The following is a 15,172-nucleotide window of genomic DNA, read 5'->3' on the forward strand; positions in this document are numbered from 1 at the left end:
CATGATTATTTTTAACAGATAATTTTATGTTAAAAATCCAGGTACGATAGGTGCTTTGGTTAATTTTAAACTTGTAAATACCAGTTAATGAAACACTTACTAGGCGTTTTGTTGCTTACTCTAACTTTAATTTCTTGTGGAGATAGAACAAAAAAAAAGGAATCCAAAGTTGAAAGGCAATCTGAATTTGCGGAAGTAAACACAATAACCAAAGATTCTTTGAAATTTCCTGTCTATGACTTTGCGGAATTTGAACATTTATTAAAGCGTGAAGACGGCAAGACCTATGTAGTCAATTTCTGGGCTACTTGGTGTAAACCTTGTTTAGAAGAGATGCCTTATTTTGAGCAAGTATATGCCGAACAAAAGAACAATGGTTTGGAGGTGATTTTGGTTAGTTTGGACATGCCCTCCATGTGGAAATCCAGATTGAAACCCTATGTCGAAAAGAAGGAATTGAAATCCAAAGTCGTGATTTTGGATGACCCAAAACAAAATGAGTGGATTCCAAAAATTGACCCTGATTGGGATGGTGCCATTCCGGCAACAGTAATTTACAATACTAACGACCGTAAATTTTACGGACATGGATTTACTTATGATGAATTGAACGAAGCCGTAAATGGCTTTCTAAACATGAATTGATATGAAGACGTTATGTGTTTTTGGAGTAATGATGCTCTTGCTAATTGCGGGAATTTTTGTTAGCGCTTCACCCTCTTTAGTATCAGGTTATGATATTGGTGATTACGCAACAGACTTCTCCTTGAAAAATGTTGACGGTAACATGGTCTCACTCGCAGACTATAAAGATGCCAAGGGATACTTGGTCATATTTACATGCAACACCTGTCCTTATGCGGTTAAATATGAGGATAGGATAATCGCATTGGATAAAAAATACAAACCGTTGGATGTACCTATTATTGCCATCAATCCGAACAACCCTGATTTGCAGCCTGGAGACAGTTTCGAAAAAATGAAATCCCGAGCTAAGGCCAAAGGCTTTGGTTTTCCTTATTTATTGGATGAAGGACAAACCGTTTACCCGAAATATGGTGCAACGCGAACACCGCATGTTTATCTCTTGGAAAAAACACCAATGGGCAATAAGGTGAGATATATCGGAGCAATAGATGACAACTATCAAAGTGCTGCACTTGTCGAAGAAAAATTTGTGGAAAATGCAATAGATGCGATGTTGGAGGGGCGTGAAATTAAAGTGACCAAAACCAGAGCTATTGGATGTGGCATAAAAGCCTAGTAAAAAATAAATCACAAATTATAATCCGGGGTTACGCTCCGGATTTTTATTTTTGCAGAGCTAAAAATACTTACAATGTCAGATTTATCTCAAGAAGCCTGGGAAAACCAACTGGAAAACGATAACAATGCTTTTATTTTGGACGTTAGAACTCCAGAAGAAGTTGAGGAAGGTTATATACCTGGCGCTACCAATATCGATATCTATTTAGGACAAGGGTTTTTGGATGGGTTGGAGGAATTGGACAAATCCAAGAATTATTATGTCTACTGCCGTTCCGGAAATCGCAGTGCGCAGGCCTGTGCGATTATGAATAGTGTCGGAATCGAGAACACCTTCAATTTGGAAGGCGGCTTCATGAACTGGGAGGGCGAGGTTGCACAATAACTTGTGGATATTAAAGTAATTATAGCAGGACTGGATAACAATGCTGGTGTCTTCAAAGAAACACTAAGTGGTATACCAGCAGAATTGATTACTTGGAAACGTCAACCCTCAGACTGGAATTTATTGGGAATAGTTTGTCATTTGGTTGACGAGGAAAAGCTTGATTTTAGGGCAAGGGTAAAGCATGCATTGGAAACACCCAACATACCCTTGGTTCCGTTTGATCCTATTGCCTTGATAGAAAAGCATAATTATGAGCATCAAGAATATTTGCAAATGGTCGATGCTTTTTTGGAAGAACGGGAAAAGTCAATTGAATGGCTTTCAAAATTAGGCGATGTGCCATGGTCAAATACCATTGACCATCCCTTTTTAGGGAAAATATCGGCGGCTTCGTTTCTGGCCAATTGGTTGGCACATGATTACCACCATATTCGTCAAATAAATGTTATAAAACACGCATATTTGAAGCAGCTGTCAGGTGATGAACTAACCTATGCTGGTAAATGGTGATCATTTCCTATATTTATAAACATGAAGGAAGACTTACTCCATTTTATATGGAGGTGCAATAAGCTTCAAGGACGACTTCTTACCACAACAACCTCCCAAAACATTGTAGTTAAAAATCCGGGCACCTTAAACAGGTATGCCGGTCCTGATTTCTTCAATGCCTTGGTGGAGGTAAACGGACAACTTTGGGCAGGAAATGTGGAGATACACCTCAAATCTTCAGATTGGTATGCGCACCACCATGAACTTGATTCGAATTATGACAATGTTGTGCTCCATGTTGTTTGGGAGGACGATATTTCGGTGTTTAGGCAGGACGGTACACAAATTCCCACACTTGAGTTAAAGACGTATGTACCCGCTTCACTATTGCAACGATATCAACGTTTATTCCAGCATTATAACCCTGCATTCATAAAATGTGAAAAGGACTATGCCACAATAGACACTATTTTTTTGACTGGCATTCAGGAGCGACTTTACCTAGAGCGACTGGAACAAAAATCGAAATTAGTACTCAACTTGCTGCATCAGACTAAAAATGATTGGGAAGCCGTTTTGTTTCAATTGCTGGCCAAAAACTTTGGCACCAAACTCAACGGAGATATGTTTTTACAAGCAGCATCACTGTTACCCTATAACATAATCAGGAAGGAACGTTCAGATTTACTTGCGTTGGAAAGTCTTTTATTCGGACAATTTGGCCTCATGGAAACTATGGATTGCTCAGATGCATATTACATGCAATTAAAATCACAACATCAGTACCTGTTGCAAAAATATAGTCTAGAGCCAGTAAAGAAAGGGCCAGAATTTTTTGGTTTGCGTCCTGCCAATTTTCCGACCATAAGAATTTCCCAGTTGGCTAATTTGTATAGTATCCATCAGAATTTGTTTTCAGGTTTAATTGTCGCCAATGAGTTTAAATTGATTCGGAAGCAGTTAAAAGTACCGACAAGTAAGTACTGGCGTACGCATTATACCTTTGGGAAGGTTTCCAAAGAGCGTACAAAAACCTTATCGGATAAATTCATCGAATTATTGATCATAAATACACTTATCCCTTTAAAATTTGCATATTCAAAATGGCGGGGGTTGGATTGGAGCGATGATCTTCTTCAACTTATTTCAACAATAAAAGCAGAAAGGAATTCAATCATAACTAATTTTGACCTATTAGGCCCACCAACGAAAAGCGCATTGGAAAGTCAAGCCAAAATTCAATTGTATACACAATATTGTTCCAAGAATAAATGTCTACACTGTGCCATTGGCACACGATTATTGAATAGAAATACATAATTTTATCCCAGTCGCAAGGTTCCTGTTATCAGAAAGACAGCTAAAGCACTGTATGGGTTTGTTTTACAATACACTTTATTTTTTCCAAAAACGCGGTTTCGAAGTATGTCGTAGAATTGCAGAGCGACTTGGAATCCGTGCGCGTGTGGTGCGGACCACATTCATCTATTTGACTTTTGTTACCTTAGGATTTGGTTTTGCCTTATACCTGTTTATTGCATTTTGGCTGAAAATCAAAGATTTGGTATACACAAAACGAACCTCAGTATTTGACCTCTAATATGATAAGATTACTTCGTTCCAAAATAGTATGGGCCCTAAGTTTGATGGTGCTTGTATTATTGATTGGTGTAATTGGATATCGATTTCTTTCCAATTATTCTTGGATAGAGGCCATTTACATGACGATTATTACGGTTACAACCGTGGGATTTGCCGAGGTAAAGCCCTTAGATGCCAACGCCAAGATTTTTACAGTATTTTTAATTGTCACCAGCGTGTTCATTTTTGGTTTTGCCATTTCGGTCATTACCGAATACCTGCTGGGTAGAAATTCACTTCAAATTTTAAAACGAAAAAAAGTGAAAAAGAGAATAGATAGCTTATCAAACCATGTGGTGGTTTGCGGATTTGGACGAAATGGTATGCAAGCTGCGGATAGACTTACGGCTTATAAGAAGCCTTTCGTTGTAATTGAAAGGGACAAGGAGGTTATTGAACGTCATGAGGAAGAAATCCTATTTGTTGAGGGTGATGCCAATGAAGATGAAGTATTATTGGAAGCAGGAATCGAAAGAGCACAGTATTTAATTACCGCCGTACCAGATGATGCCGAAAATCTATTTATAGTATTGACCGCAAGGCAATTGAACAAGAATCTTTTTATAATTAGCAGGGCCTCGCAAGTTACCTCGCAAAAGAAACTCCAATTTGCTGGCGCGGATAAAGTAATCATGCCTGATAAAATAGGTGGGGACCATATGGCTTCTTTAGTAGTTATGCCCGACCTGATAACCTTTATGGACAAATTATCGGTTGAAGGAGAACATACTACAAACCTTGAGGAGGTGGAAATTGAGGATTTTACCAATCAAATGGACTGCAGTTCATTACGGGATTTGGATCTTCGGAAAAAAACAGGATGTACCATTATCGGGTACATAGAACCGGACGGTAATTATATTATTAATCCAGAAGCAGACCTTCAGCTTCAACCCAAAGGGAAAGTAATTGTTTTAGGACGACCAGAGCAGATCAGGAAACTCAACCAAATGTTTCAGATTGGATAGTTTTATAACTTTTAAATTTGATTCCGTTGAATTTTTTTAGGATATTGCCCGCTATACATTAAAACAAAACACCAAACTTTCTCATTATGAAGTATCGACTTCTAGCAATTTTCTCTCTATTTTTTCCCTTATTGACATTCTCCCAAGAAACCGCCGAAGTTGGCCTCGATGAAAAAATAGATCAGGCTTTTGCGCCCGTTTCCGATTTTTTCAATACCGTTATATTTTTCGAAATCATGGGTACGCCATTTGTACTCATCCTTTTGGTTGGTAGTGCCTTATTCTTCACTTTGTATTTTGGTTTTCCAAATGTTAGACATTTTTGGACTGCTATAAATGTAGTACGCGGTAAGTATGATGATTTGGAAGGAGCTGAAGGTCATGGCGTAGAAAAGGCAGAAGTTAATATAGTTGATGGAGACCTGCCAGATACCATAAGAGATGAAAGCCATGAAGGTGAGGTTAGCCATTTTCAAGCATTGGCAACTGCAGTTTCTGGTACTGTAGGTAACGGTAACATTGCTGGTGTTGCTTTGGCTATTGCACTAGGTGGCCCAGGTGCCACGTTTTGGATGATTGTCTGTGGTCTATTGGGTATGAGTACCAAGTTTGTGGAGTGTACCTTGGGCGTACAATATAGGGATGTAGATGAACAGGGAACAGTGTATGGTGGCCCAATGTACTATATCAGTAAAGGATTAAAGGAACGCGGGTTTAAGACTTTGGGCAAAATTGCTGCCGCTTTGTTTGCCTTTTTCTGCATAGGTGGATCATTTGGTGGTGGTAACGCTGCGCAATCCAACCAAGCGACAATCGTTGTAAAAGAACTCTTTGGTTGGGAAAGCACCATGGCAGGAACAGTAATTGGTGTTGTATTGGCATTATTGGTTGGAATTATCATTATTGGAGGAATCAAAAGGATTGCTTCAGTAACTGAAAAGGTTGTACCATTTATGGCTTTGCTATACATCATCGCATGTCTTTACATCATACTTGGTAACTTTGGATTAATTGATGATGCGATTTCATTGATCATAACAGAAGCATTCAATCCAACTGCAATAGGTGTAGGTGGGGTCATAGGCGTATTACTGGTTGGATTCCGAAGAGCAGCTTTCTCCAATGAGGCTGGTGCTGGTTCTGCGTCAATTGCGCACTCAGCGGTTAAAACTAAATATTCGGCCTCAGAAGGGCTTGTAGCACTACTGGAACCCTTTATTGATACGGTTGTTATTTGTACAATGACCGCATTGGTAATTATCATATTTAACTTTGGCGGTGTCTTTGAATATGGTGGTGACGGTTCTGGAGCGGTAATGATTGACGGTATTGCTTATGAAGGAGCGGGTATTACATCCCAAGCTTTTGCAAATTATATTCCATATTCCAATGTATTCTTGACCATCGCAGTGGTACTGTTTGCTGTTTCCACTATGATTTCCTGGTCTTACTATGGTCTTCAATCCTGGAAGTTCCTTTTTGGTAGAGGAAAGAAAATGGACCTTACGTATAAAGTTCTATTCTTGGTATTTGTGGTAATTGGTGCAGCTGCCAGTATGGATTCCATCTGGGCATTCTCAGATGCTATGATTTTTGCAATGGTATTCCCGAACATGGTTGGGCTCTATTTCCTATTCCCAGTAGTTAAAAAACAGCTTGCAAGATATATGGATGCCATAAGGGCTTCAAAGTAATCCAGTAGCAAAAAACATATGAAGAAATCCCGCCTTAGATTCAGTAAGCAAGAAAGAGGTGGGATTTTCTTTTTGTTGTTCCTGATTGTGCTGTTGCAATGTATTTTTCATATAATAAAATCTCGACCAGTTTCCCCTGAATCGCAATTCTTGGTGGATAATGTTCAACAAGTCAGAATTGATAGTTTGCGCAAAAATTTACTGGTAAGGGATACAGTTCGGTTGTACCCTTTTAATCCAAATTACATCAATGACTATAAAGGTTATGTTTTAGGGATGACCTATGAGGAATTAGATCGTATATATGATTTTAGAAAGTTGGGTAATTATGTAAATTCAGCAGCCCAATTTCAAGAAGTAACCAAAGTATCGGACTCCTTGTTGGGCACCATGGTTGCATATTTCAAGTTCCCTAAACGAAAGAACTACCACAAACAAGCGACTACCTATTCAAAGAATTCAGATTCGCATTCAATTAAGCCAAAGGATATTAATCTCGCTACCGCTGAGGACCTGAAATCAATTTATGGGGTAGGAGAGGTGCTTTCTGCGAGAATTATTAAATTCAGGAATAGGCTTGGTGGATTTGTTGTGAATGAACAACTCTATGACGTGTATGGTCTGGAGCAAGAAGTGGTCCTACGCATTGTTCAGAAATTTATAGTTGAACAACCTCCCAAGATAGAAAAGTTGAATATTAATACGGCTTCAGCCCAAGAATTAGCAAGTTTGGTTTATATAAAAAAATCGTTGGCTAATCAAATGGTGAAGTATAGAGAAGAAAAGGGTCCATATCAATCCATTGAAGATTTGTTTAACTTAAATGGATTTCCGATAAACAAAATAGAGAGAATTAAATTATATTTGTCATTATAAAACCACTGATTATATGATTACGGAAACAATGTCCATGATGAACTTTGATTATTCCGAGACACAAAAAATGGTTGCAGAATCAGCTAGGGATTTTGCCCAGCAGTACATTCAGCCCTATGTAATGGAATGGGATGAAAGCCAAACATTCCCAATCGAAGTATTTAAGAAGGCAGGTGAATTGGGTTTCATGGGTGTTTTGGTGCCAGAAGAATTAGGTGGCTCGGGATTGGGCTATCATGAATACATTGCAATTTTAGAAGAAATTTCAAAGGTAGATCCATCCATTGGTCTATCAGTTGCAGCGCATAACTCCTTATGTACTAATCATATCCTTTCCTTTGGAAACGAAGAACAGAAGCAACGCTGGATTCCTAAATTGGCGACCGCCGAATGGATCGGCGCATGGGGATTAACAGAGCATAATACCGGGTCTGATGCAGGAGGAATGAATACGACCGCAGTCAAGGATGGTGATCATTGGGTGTTAAATGGTGCAAAAAACTTCATTACCCACGGAAAGAGTGGAGATATTGCAGTTGTAATTGCCCGTACCGGCGAAAAAGGAGATAGTCATGGGATGACAGCCTTCGCTATTGAAAAAGGAACCCCGGGATTTACCAGTGGGAAAAAGGAAAACAAGTTGGGCATGCGTGCCAGCGAAACAGCTGAATTGATTTTTTCGGATTGCCGAATCCCAGATGCGAATAGATTGGGAGAAATAGGAGATGGATTTATCCAGTCCATGAAGGTGTTGGATGGCGGACGAATTTCAATAGGTGCGTTATCCTTAGGTGTTGCCAAAGGCGCTTATGAAGCTGCATTGCAGTATTCCAAGGAAAGAGTCCAATTTGGTAAGCCAATCAGTCAATTCCAAGGTGTATCCTTTAAGTTGGCGGATGCTGCTACCGAGATTGAGGCAGCTGAATTACTGTTACACAAATCAGCATTTCTTAAAAATGAAGGAAGGCCGGTTACCAAGTTAGGCGCCATGAGTAAGATGTTCGCTTCGGAAATCTGTGTAAAAATAGCAAATGATGCCGTACAGATTCATGGAGGTTATGGATACACCAAAGATTTTCCTGTCGAGAAATTTTACAGGGATTCCAAGTTATGTACCATAGGGGAAGGGACCACGGAAATCCAAAAATTGGTAATTTCAAGAAATATACTAAAGTAAGTTTGTACAGTTAGAATTATTACCTGTATATTTGCACGCCCAACGAAAATTGGGAAATTCTAAAAGAAAGGAGGTTGTAGCCTATGTTAATTATACCAGTAAAAGAAGGAGAAAACATCGATAGAGCTTTAAAGCGTTTTAAGCGTAAGTTTGATAAGACAGGTACTATGCGTCAATTGAGAAAGAGACAGCAGTTCACAAAACCTTCTGTTAAGCGTAGAGCCGAAATTCAAAAAGCTCAATATATACAAGGACTAAGAGACCAAGAAGAAATCTAGGTTTTAGTTCAAAGACATTTTAAAAATCCTGCTACAATTTTTGTGGCAGGATTTTTTATTTTCAAGAATTCGATAATTTTGGAGCATGTCCATCAGCGCCTTTACGTCTTACTTAGAGTTTGAGCGAAACTATTCAAAGCATACCATTACTGCTTACAAAAAGGATTTGATGGATTTTTCGGGTTTTATTTTGGAGGAATTTGATGAACCTACAATTGATCATATTGGATATAACCTTATACGCAGTTGGATAGTCCATCTTGTAGATCAAGGAATAACAACTCGTAGTGTAAATAGGAAAGTTTCTTCACTGAGAGCCTATTATCGTTTTTTACAAAAGACGGAACAAATCACTGCATCACCTTTGGTGAAGCACAAAGCATTAAAAACGCAAAAGAAGTTGGAGGTGCCATTTTCAGAAATTGAAATGTCCAAGATTATCCAAGACATTCCTTTTTCAGATGATTTTGAAGGCATGCGGGACAAGTTGATAATCGAACTGCTTTACACCACCGGGATGCGCCGATCCGAATTAGTAAACCTGAAGCGCAATGACATTGCAGCTGATTATAAAACCATAAAGGTATTGGGCAAGCGTAATAAGGAGCGGATTATACCGCTTTTGCCTACACTCAAACCGTTTATCGAGCACTATCTAGAACATAGAAATGCTTTAAAATCAATACAAGCCCCTGCATTTTTATTTTTGACCAAAAGCGGTTCTAAAATTTATGAAACACTTGTTTATCGCATCATAAATAAGTATTTTAGTTTGGTATCCCCTAAGGTTAAAAAAAGTCCACATATACTTAGACATACCTTTGCAACGCATATGCTTAATAGGGGAGCTGACTTGAATTCCGTGAAGGAATTGTTAGGGCACAGTAGTTTGGCGTCTACCCAGGTTTATACCCATAACAGTATCGCCGAACTAAAAAAAGTTCATCTGAAAGCCCATCCCAGAAACAAGAAAGATTGATTTCTTGTAAAGTTTAACCAAAGCTACTATCGTCGGTAGCCCTAAAAACAACATCTTATGAAGGTAAATGCACAATCGGTAAATTTTGTTGCGGATGCAAAACTCATTGAATTTATTCAAAGACGTATGGACAAGCTGGAAACATTTTATGATAAAGTAATTGGTTCCGATGTTTATTTGAAGGTTGAAAATACCAGTGCTAAGGAAAATAAGATAGTGGAGATCAAATTGTTGGTACCTAGAGATCAATTCATTGTAAAAAAACAATGTAAGTCATTTGAAGAAGCAGTGGATTCTGCCTGTAACTCGCTGGAAAGACAGCTAGTAAAAAAGAAGGAAAAATTAAGGGCAAAAGCTTGATGAAAATTTTTTCAAAAATATTTTGAATAAACAAATAAATCTATACATTTGCAGTCCGTTAGAAATAGCGGACTTTTTTTATGCAAAAAAGGCTCTAAAAAGCCGATGTAGCTCAGCTGGCTAGAGCAGCTGATTTGTAATCAGCAGGTCGTGGGTTCGAGTCCCTCCATCGGCTCGTAAGTTACTGAAAATAAGGCGGGGAGATACTCAAGCGGCCAACGAGGACAGACTGTAAATCTGTTGGTTTTCACCTTCGCAGGTTCGAATCCTGCTCTCCCCACAAAGTGTTGTTCAAAAAACAGCCAAAGTGGAAAGGTTTTTTTGAAATATTGAATGCCATTGGATTTTTATCCAAAAAATGCGGGAGTAGCTCAGTTGGTAGAGCGTCAGCCTTCCAAGCTGAATGTCGCCGGTTCGAACCCGGTCTCCCGCTCTAAAAGTCATCCTTGCGAAAGCAAGAATCTCTTCCAATTAAAATGGGAGGACTATTTGAAGTAGTTGATTCAACACTTTACGCCGGTGTAGCTCAGGGGTAGAGCGTTTCCTTGGTAAGGAAGAGGTCACGAGTTCAAATCTCGTCATTGGCTCAAAACGATTTGTACACTAATATTATAAACTAAGATTAAATTTATTTAAAATGGCAAAGGAAACTTTTGATCGTTCCAAACCGCACTTAAATATTGGTACTATTGGACACGTGGATCACGGTAAAACTACGCTGACCGCTGCTATTACTACCGTATTGGCTAATGCGGGTCTTTCAGAGCTTAGAAGCTTTGATTCTATTGATAATGCTCCTGAAGAAAAAGAAAGGGGTATTACAATTAACACTTCTCACGTAGAGTATCAAACCCAAAACCGTCACTACGCTCACGTTGACTGTCCAGGTCACGCGGATTACGTAAAGAACATGGTTACTGGTGCTGCTCAAATGGACGGTGCTATCTTGGTTGTTGCTGCAACTGATGGTCCTATGCCACAAACTCGTGAGCACATCCTTCTTGGTCGCCAGGTAGGTATTCCTAGAATCGTTGTTTTCTTGAACAAAGTTGACATGGTTGACGATGAAGAGCTTTTGGAACTTGTTGAAATGGAAGTAAGAGAATTGCTTTCTTTCTATGAGTACGATGGTGACAACGGACCTGTAATCTCTGGTTCTGCTCTTGGGGCATTGAACGGTGAGCAGAAATGGGTTGACACTGTTATGGAGTTGATGGCTGCTGTTGATGAGTGGATCGAACTTCCAAAAAGAGATGTTGACAAGGATTTCTTGATGCCTGTTGAAGATGTGTTCACCATTACTGGTCGTGGTACAGTTGCTACTGGTCGTATTGAGACTGGAGTTGCTAACACTGGTGATGCTGTTGATATCATTGGTATGGGTGCTGAGAAATTGGCTTCAACCATTACAGGGGTAGAGATGTTCCGTAAGATTTTGGATAGAGGTGAAGCTGGTGATAACGTTGGTATCCTTTTGAGAGGTATTGAAAAATCCGACATCAAAAGAGGTATGGTAATCTGTAAGCCAGGTTCTGTTAAGCCACATGCTAAATTCAAAGCTGAGGTTTATATCCTTAAAAAAGAAGAAGGTGGTCGTCACACACCATTCCACAACAACTACCGTCCTCAGTTCTACGTAAGAACAACTGACGTAACAGGTAACATTGGTCTTCCTGATGGAGTTGAAATGGTAATGCCAGGTGATAACTTGACTATCAATGTTGATTTGATCCAGCCAATCGCATTGAGCGTTGGTCTACGTTTCGCTATCCGTGAAGGTGGTAGAACTGTAGGTGCCGGTCAGGTTACTGAGATTCTAGATTAAATCTTTTTACAATAAATAGTGCACTAAAGGGTGTTCCGCTTTTGCGGAATACCTTTCAGTGTAAATATAAACGGGTGTAGCTCAGTTGGTAGAGCACTGGTCTCCAAAACCAGGTGTCGGGAGTTCGAGTCTCTCCTCCCGTGCAAAAAATACGAATAAAACATGATCACTTACATTAAGGAATCTTTTGAGGAATTAAAGAGCAATGTTACGTGGCTAGACAGGGAAAAAGCTTCCAATCTTATGGTTGTGGTTGCGGTGTTTTCCATTTTGTTTGCGTTGGCTACATGGGGAGTTGATTCCCTATTCAGTAAGTTGATTCGTTTGTATTTTGATAATGTAATAGGATAATTGGATATGTCTGAGGTTCTGGAGAAAAAATGGTACGTAGTAAGGGCGGTCAGTGGTCAAGAAAACAAGATCAAAGGCTATATTGAAAGTGAGGTAGAGCGCAATGGTTTTGGCGATTACCTTGAAGAAGTCCTTGTTCCTACCGAAAAGGTTGTTCAGATCCGAAACGGAAAGAAGATAAACAAAGAACGTGTTTACTTTCCAGGTTATATCATGATTAAAGCGAACCTTGGTGGTGAAATGGTGCATATCATTCGTTCCATTACCAATGTGATTGGATTTTTAGGAGAAACCAAAGGTGGTGATCCTGTTCCATTACGTAAGACCGAGGTAAACCGTATGCTTGGTAAGGTTGATGAATTGGCGGTGAATACTGACAATGTGGCCATACCATTCGTATTAGGTGAAACGGTCAAGGTTATTGATGGTCCTTTCAACGGGTTCAATGGAACTGTTGAGAAAATCAATGAAGAGAAACGAAAGCTTGAGGTTATGGTGAAGATTTTCGGTAGAAAAACACCCTTGGAGCTTAGTTATATGCAAGTTGAAAAAATATAAACAGAAATCAGAAATCTGATTTCTGAATAATTAAGAATAGTAGAGCTGTTACAAATATAAAGTTGTGTTGCTTCCAATTGACACACTTTCATTTTAATTAAAAACAATGGCAAAAGAAGTAGATAAGGTAGTTAAATTACAAGTTAGGGGAGGTGCTGCGAATCCATCGCCACCGGTTGGACCCGCCTTAGGTGCTGCTGGTGTTAACATCATGGAGTTCTGTAAGCAATTTAATGCGCGTACACAGGATAAACCGGGTAAAGTATTACCTGTTGTTATCACCGTTTACAAAGACAAATCTTTCGAATTTGTTGTAAAAACACCACCCGCGGCAGTTCAATTGTTGGAAGCAGCTAAGATTAAAAAAGGATCTGGCGAACCTAACAGGGTTAAATCCGGAAGTGTTTCCTGGGATCAAGTAAAGCAAATCGCTGAAGACAAAATGGTCGATTTGAATGCATTTACAGTGGAATCTGCAATGAGTATGGTTGCGGGTACTGCACGTTCTATGGGACTTAAAGTAGCTGGTAAAAGACCTTTTTAAAATCTAAAGCAATTTATAATGGCAAGATTGACTAAAAAGCAAAAAGAAGCCAATTCCAAAATAGATAAGAATAAATTGTATTCTTTGGAAGAGGCATCTGCTTTGGTAAAAGAAATAACCAATGTAAAGTTTGACGCTTCAATTGACCTTGCAGTTCGTTTGGGTGTAGATCCACGAAAAGCAAATCAAATGGTGCGTGGCGTTGTAACCCTTCCTCACGGAACCGGTAAAGACGTTAAAGTTTTGGCATTGGTGACTCCAGATAAAGAGGCGGAGGCTAAAGAAGCTGGCGCAGACTTTGTGGGATTAGATGAGTATTTGGAAAAAATCAAAGGCGGTTGGACTGATGTTGATGTAATCATCACTATGCCAAGCGTAATGGGTAAACTTGGGCCTCTAGGTAGAGTTTTAGGTCCAAGAGGTTTAATGCCTAACCCTAAAACCGGTACGGTAACTATGGATGTTGCAAAAGCAGTATCTGAAGTAAAGGCTGGTAAGATTGATTTTAAAGTAGATAAAACAGGAATTGTACATGCGGCAATAGGAAAAGCTTCTTTTTCTGCAGATAAGATTGCAGGCAATGCCAAAGAGTTATTGGATACTTTGGTAAGAATGAAGCCAGCTGCAGCAAAAGGCGTTTATATGAAAAGCGTTTATTTGTCAAGTACCATGAGTCCTAGTGTTCAACTAGATCCAAAAGCAGTTTCATAACTGGTAGTTCAATATTTTAATTATGACAAGAGAAGAAAAAGCAATCGTAATAGAAGACTTGACTGCACAGTTGGCTGATAATGCCAATATTTATTTGGCAGATATTTCAGGATTGAATGCTGTTGACACCTCCAATTTGAGAAGAGCGTGTTTCAAGGCAAACATTAAACTTGCGGTAGTAAAGAACACTTTGCTTTCAAAAGCAATGGAAGCTTCTGATAAGGAATTTGGGGATCTTCCTGAAGTTTTAAAAGGAAATACATCGATGATGTTTTCTGAAACTGGGAACGCCCCTGCGAAACTTATCAAGAACTTTAGAAAAAAATCAGATAAACCTGTATTGAAAGGAGCTTTTGTTGAAGAAGCAATATTCATTGGTGATGAAAACCTTGAGGCACTTGTAAACATCAAGTCCAAAGAGGAAGTTATCGGGGATATCATCGGATTGTTGCAATCACCGGCCAAGAATGTTATTTCTGGTCTTAAATCAGGTGGTGGTAAACTTGCCGGTATCCTTAAGACTTTATCTGAAAAAGAATAATTCGCGCACAATTAACTAAGTATATTTTAAAAATTTTTATTAAACGATAGAAAAATGGCAGATTTAAAAGATTTTGCAGAACAGTTGGTTAACCTAACAGTAAAAGAGGTAAACGAGTTGGCCGACATTTTAAAAGAAGAATACGGTATTGAGCCTGCTGCTGCTGCAGTAGCTGTTGCTGGTGGTGCTGCTGCTGGTGGTGGTGAAGAAGCTGCTGAGGAAAAATCAGAATTTGATGTAATCCTTAAAGCTGCTGGTGCTTCCAAATTGGCTGTTGTTAAACTTGTAAAAGAGTTGACTGGTCTTGGATTGAAAGATGCTAAAGACATCGTTGACAGCGCTCCTAAAGCTGTTAAAGAAGGTGTTGCCAAAGATGAGGCAGAAGGTATCAAAAAATCATTGGAAGAAGCTGGAGCAGAAGTTGAGCTTAAATAATAGCTTTTACCATACAAAATTGGTTAAGGTCTTTCCATGATAATGGTTAGGCCTTAGCCTCTTTAAATAGGAGTGTATAAAGTCATAC

Annotated in this window: 20 protein-coding genes and 5 tRNA genes; all 25 read left to right on the forward strand. The window is 39.1% G+C overall.

The window, feature by feature from the left end; translation table 11 throughout:
• Nucleotides 1-87: 87 nt before the first annotated feature.
• Nucleotides 88-645, forward strand: coding sequence for a TlpA disulfide reductase family protein (locus M3P19_RS14655; protein ID WP_249658440.1), 558 nt, complete (start codon nt 88-90; stop codon nt 643-645).
• A 1-nt stretch (nt 646) separates the two neighbouring features.
• Nucleotides 647-1,264: a thioredoxin family protein gene (locus M3P19_RS14660; protein ID WP_249658441.1), complete on the forward strand. Its 618-nt coding sequence runs from the start codon at nt 647-649 to the stop codon at nt 1,262-1,264.
• A 75-nt stretch (nt 1,265-1,339) separates the two neighbouring features.
• The gene (locus M3P19_RS14665; protein WP_249658442.1) at nt 1,340-1,651 is read left to right on the forward strand and encodes a rhodanese-like domain-containing protein; all 312 of its coding nucleotides are present in this window, start codon (nt 1,340-1,342) and stop codon (nt 1,649-1,651) included.
• A 3-nt stretch (nt 1,652-1,654) separates the two neighbouring features.
• On the forward strand, nt 1,655-2,164 hold the full coding sequence (locus tag M3P19_RS14670) for a DinB family protein (RefSeq protein WP_249658443.1): 510 nt from the start codon (nt 1,655-1,657) through the stop codon (nt 2,162-2,164).
• 21 nt (nt 2,165-2,185) lie between these two features.
• Nucleotides 2,186-3,466: a DUF2851 family protein gene (locus M3P19_RS14675; protein ID WP_249658444.1), complete on the forward strand. Its 1,281-nt coding sequence runs from the start codon at nt 2,186-2,188 to the stop codon at nt 3,464-3,466.
• A 52-nt stretch (nt 3,467-3,518) separates the two neighbouring features.
• The gene (locus M3P19_RS14680; RefSeq protein WP_138839391.1) at nt 3,519-3,746 is read left to right on the forward strand and encodes a PspC domain-containing protein; all 228 of its coding nucleotides are present in this window, start codon (nt 3,519-3,521) and stop codon (nt 3,744-3,746) included.
• A 1-nt stretch (nt 3,747) separates the two neighbouring features.
• Nucleotides 3,748-4,755 (forward strand): potassium channel family protein, encoded by a 1,008-nt coding sequence (locus M3P19_RS14685; RefSeq protein WP_249658445.1) that lies wholly within the window; start codon nt 3,748-3,750, stop codon nt 4,753-4,755.
• Between the two features lie 86 nt (nt 4,756-4,841).
• Nucleotides 4,842-6,449: an alanine/glycine:cation symporter family protein gene (locus tag M3P19_RS14690; protein WP_249658446.1), complete on the forward strand. Its 1,608-nt coding sequence runs from the start codon at nt 4,842-4,844 to the stop codon at nt 6,447-6,449.
• Nucleotides 6,450-6,467: 18 nt separating this feature from the next.
• Entirely contained in the window at nt 6,468-7,325 is an 858-nt protein-coding gene (locus M3P19_RS14695) for a ComEA family DNA-binding protein (RefSeq protein ID WP_249658447.1), read from the forward strand.
• Between the two features lie 37 nt (nt 7,326-7,362).
• Nucleotides 7,363-8,502 carry an acyl-CoA dehydrogenase family protein gene (locus M3P19_RS14700; RefSeq protein ID WP_249658478.1) on the forward strand — a complete coding sequence of 380 codons (1,140 nt, stop codon included), beginning with the start codon at nt 7,363-7,365 and terminating at the stop codon, nt 8,500-8,502.
• Nucleotides 8,503-8,585: 83 nt separating this feature from the next.
• Nucleotides 8,586-8,780: a 30S ribosomal protein S21 gene (rpsU, locus tag M3P19_RS14705; RefSeq protein WP_073181465.1), complete on the forward strand. Its 195-nt coding sequence runs from the start codon at nt 8,586-8,588 to the stop codon at nt 8,778-8,780.
• 85 nt (nt 8,781-8,865) lie between these two features.
• Entirely contained in the window at nt 8,866-9,759 is an 894-nt protein-coding gene (locus M3P19_RS14710) for a tyrosine-type recombinase/integrase (protein WP_249658448.1), read from the forward strand.
• Between the two features lie 57 nt (nt 9,760-9,816).
• On the forward strand, nt 9,817-10,119 hold the full coding sequence (gene hpf / locus M3P19_RS14715; protein WP_249658449.1) for a ribosome hibernation-promoting factor, HPF/YfiA family: 303 nt from the start codon (nt 9,817-9,819) through the stop codon (nt 10,117-10,119).
• A 101-nt stretch (nt 10,120-10,220) separates the two neighbouring features.
• A tRNA-Thr gene (locus M3P19_RS14720) sits at nt 10,221-10,294 on the forward strand.
• Nucleotides 10,295-10,316: 22 nt separating this feature from the next.
• Nucleotides 10,317-10,399, forward strand: a tRNA-Tyr gene (locus M3P19_RS14725).
• Nucleotides 10,400-10,479: 80 nt separating this feature from the next.
• Nucleotides 10,480-10,552, forward strand: a tRNA-Gly gene (locus M3P19_RS14730).
• A gap of 82 nt (nt 10,553-10,634) precedes the next feature.
• A tRNA-Thr gene (locus M3P19_RS14735) sits at nt 10,635-10,706 on the forward strand.
• A gap of 50 nt (nt 10,707-10,756) precedes the next feature.
• Nucleotides 10,757-11,944, forward strand: coding sequence for an elongation factor Tu (gene tuf / locus M3P19_RS14740; RefSeq protein WP_073181471.1), 1,188 nt, complete (start codon nt 10,757-10,759; stop codon nt 11,942-11,944).
• Nucleotides 11,945-12,014: 70 nt separating this feature from the next.
• Nucleotides 12,015-12,087 (forward strand) — tRNA-Trp (locus tag M3P19_RS14745).
• A 19-nt stretch (nt 12,088-12,106) separates the two neighbouring features.
• Nucleotides 12,107-12,295: a preprotein translocase subunit SecE gene (gene secE, locus M3P19_RS14750; protein ID WP_249658450.1), complete on the forward strand. Its 189-nt coding sequence runs from the start codon at nt 12,107-12,109 to the stop codon at nt 12,293-12,295.
• Between the two features lie 6 nt (nt 12,296-12,301).
• Nucleotides 12,302-12,853: a transcription termination/antitermination protein NusG gene (gene nusG, locus M3P19_RS14755; protein ID WP_249658451.1), complete on the forward strand. Its 552-nt coding sequence runs from the start codon at nt 12,302-12,304 to the stop codon at nt 12,851-12,853.
• A 106-nt stretch (nt 12,854-12,959) separates the two neighbouring features.
• The gene (gene rplK / locus M3P19_RS14760; protein WP_249658452.1) at nt 12,960-13,397 is read left to right on the forward strand and encodes a 50S ribosomal protein L11; all 438 of its coding nucleotides are present in this window, start codon (nt 12,960-12,962) and stop codon (nt 13,395-13,397) included.
• Nucleotides 13,398-13,415: 18 nt separating this feature from the next.
• Nucleotides 13,416-14,108, forward strand: a complete 693-nt coding sequence (rplA, locus tag M3P19_RS14765) for a 50S ribosomal protein L1 (protein WP_249658453.1) — start codon at nt 13,416-13,418, stop codon at nt 14,106-14,108.
• A gap of 22 nt (nt 14,109-14,130) precedes the next feature.
• On the forward strand, nt 14,131-14,649 hold the full coding sequence (gene rplJ / locus M3P19_RS14770; protein WP_249658454.1) for a 50S ribosomal protein L10: 519 nt from the start codon (nt 14,131-14,133) through the stop codon (nt 14,647-14,649).
• 54 nt (nt 14,650-14,703) lie between these two features.
• Nucleotides 14,704-15,084 (forward strand): 50S ribosomal protein L7/L12, encoded by a 381-nt coding sequence (gene rplL, locus M3P19_RS14775; RefSeq protein ID WP_249658455.1) that lies wholly within the window; start codon nt 14,704-14,706, stop codon nt 15,082-15,084.
• The last annotated feature ends 88 nt before the right edge of the window (nt 15,085-15,172 follow it).

The organism is Flagellimonas spongiicola (assembly GCF_023502425.1).
Taxonomy (GTDB): domain Bacteria; phylum Bacteroidota; class Bacteroidia; order Flavobacteriales; family Flavobacteriaceae; genus Flagellimonas; species Flagellimonas spongiicola.

What these genes read in the sequence shown, in the direction of transcription:
- M3P19_RS14655 (WP_249658440.1), top strand. Translation starts at nt 88, where the DNA reads ATGAAACACTTACTAGGCGTTTTGTTGCTTACTCTAACTTTAATTTCT.
- M3P19_RS14660 (WP_249658441.1), top strand. Translation starts at nt 647, where the DNA reads ATGAAGACGTTATGTGTTTTTGGAGTAATGATGCTCTTGCTAATTGCG.
- M3P19_RS14665 (WP_249658442.1), top strand. Translation starts at nt 1,340, where the DNA reads ATGTCAGATTTATCTCAAGAAGCCTGGGAAAACCAACTGGAAAACGAT.
- M3P19_RS14675 (WP_249658444.1), top strand. Translation starts at nt 2,186, where the DNA reads ATGAAGGAAGACTTACTCCATTTTATATGGAGGTGCAATAAGCTTCAA.
- M3P19_RS14680 (WP_138839391.1), top strand. Translation starts at nt 3,519, where the DNA reads ATGGGTTTGTTTTACAATACACTTTATTTTTTCCAAAAACGCGGTTTC.
- M3P19_RS14685 (WP_249658445.1), top strand. Translation starts at nt 3,748, where the DNA reads ATGATAAGATTACTTCGTTCCAAAATAGTATGGGCCCTAAGTTTGATG.
- M3P19_RS14690 (WP_249658446.1), top strand. Translation starts at nt 4,842, where the DNA reads ATGAAGTATCGACTTCTAGCAATTTTCTCTCTATTTTTTCCCTTATTG.
- M3P19_RS14695 (WP_249658447.1), top strand. Translation starts at nt 6,468, where the DNA reads ATGAAGAAATCCCGCCTTAGATTCAGTAAGCAAGAAAGAGGTGGGATT.
- M3P19_RS14700 (WP_249658478.1), top strand. Translation starts at nt 7,363, where the DNA reads ATGAACTTTGATTATTCCGAGACACAAAAAATGGTTGCAGAATCAGCT.
- rpsU (WP_073181465.1), top strand. Translation starts at nt 8,586, where the DNA reads ATGTTAATTATACCAGTAAAAGAAGGAGAAAACATCGATAGAGCTTTA.
- M3P19_RS14710 (WP_249658448.1), top strand. Translation starts at nt 8,866, where the DNA reads ATGTCCATCAGCGCCTTTACGTCTTACTTAGAGTTTGAGCGAAACTAT.
- hpf (WP_249658449.1), top strand. Translation starts at nt 9,817, where the DNA reads ATGAAGGTAAATGCACAATCGGTAAATTTTGTTGCGGATGCAAAACTC.
- tuf (WP_073181471.1), top strand. Translation starts at nt 10,757, where the DNA reads ATGGCAAAGGAAACTTTTGATCGTTCCAAACCGCACTTAAATATTGGT.
- secE (WP_249658450.1), top strand. Translation starts at nt 12,107, where the DNA reads ATGATCACTTACATTAAGGAATCTTTTGAGGAATTAAAGAGCAATGTT.
- nusG (WP_249658451.1), top strand. Translation starts at nt 12,302, where the DNA reads ATGTCTGAGGTTCTGGAGAAAAAATGGTACGTAGTAAGGGCGGTCAGT.
- rplK (WP_249658452.1), top strand. Translation starts at nt 12,960, where the DNA reads ATGGCAAAAGAAGTAGATAAGGTAGTTAAATTACAAGTTAGGGGAGGT.
- rplA (WP_249658453.1), top strand. Translation starts at nt 13,416, where the DNA reads ATGGCAAGATTGACTAAAAAGCAAAAAGAAGCCAATTCCAAAATAGAT.
- rplJ (WP_249658454.1), top strand. Translation starts at nt 14,131, where the DNA reads ATGACAAGAGAAGAAAAAGCAATCGTAATAGAAGACTTGACTGCACAG.
- rplL (WP_249658455.1), top strand. Translation starts at nt 14,704, where the DNA reads ATGGCAGATTTAAAAGATTTTGCAGAACAGTTGGTTAACCTAACAGTA.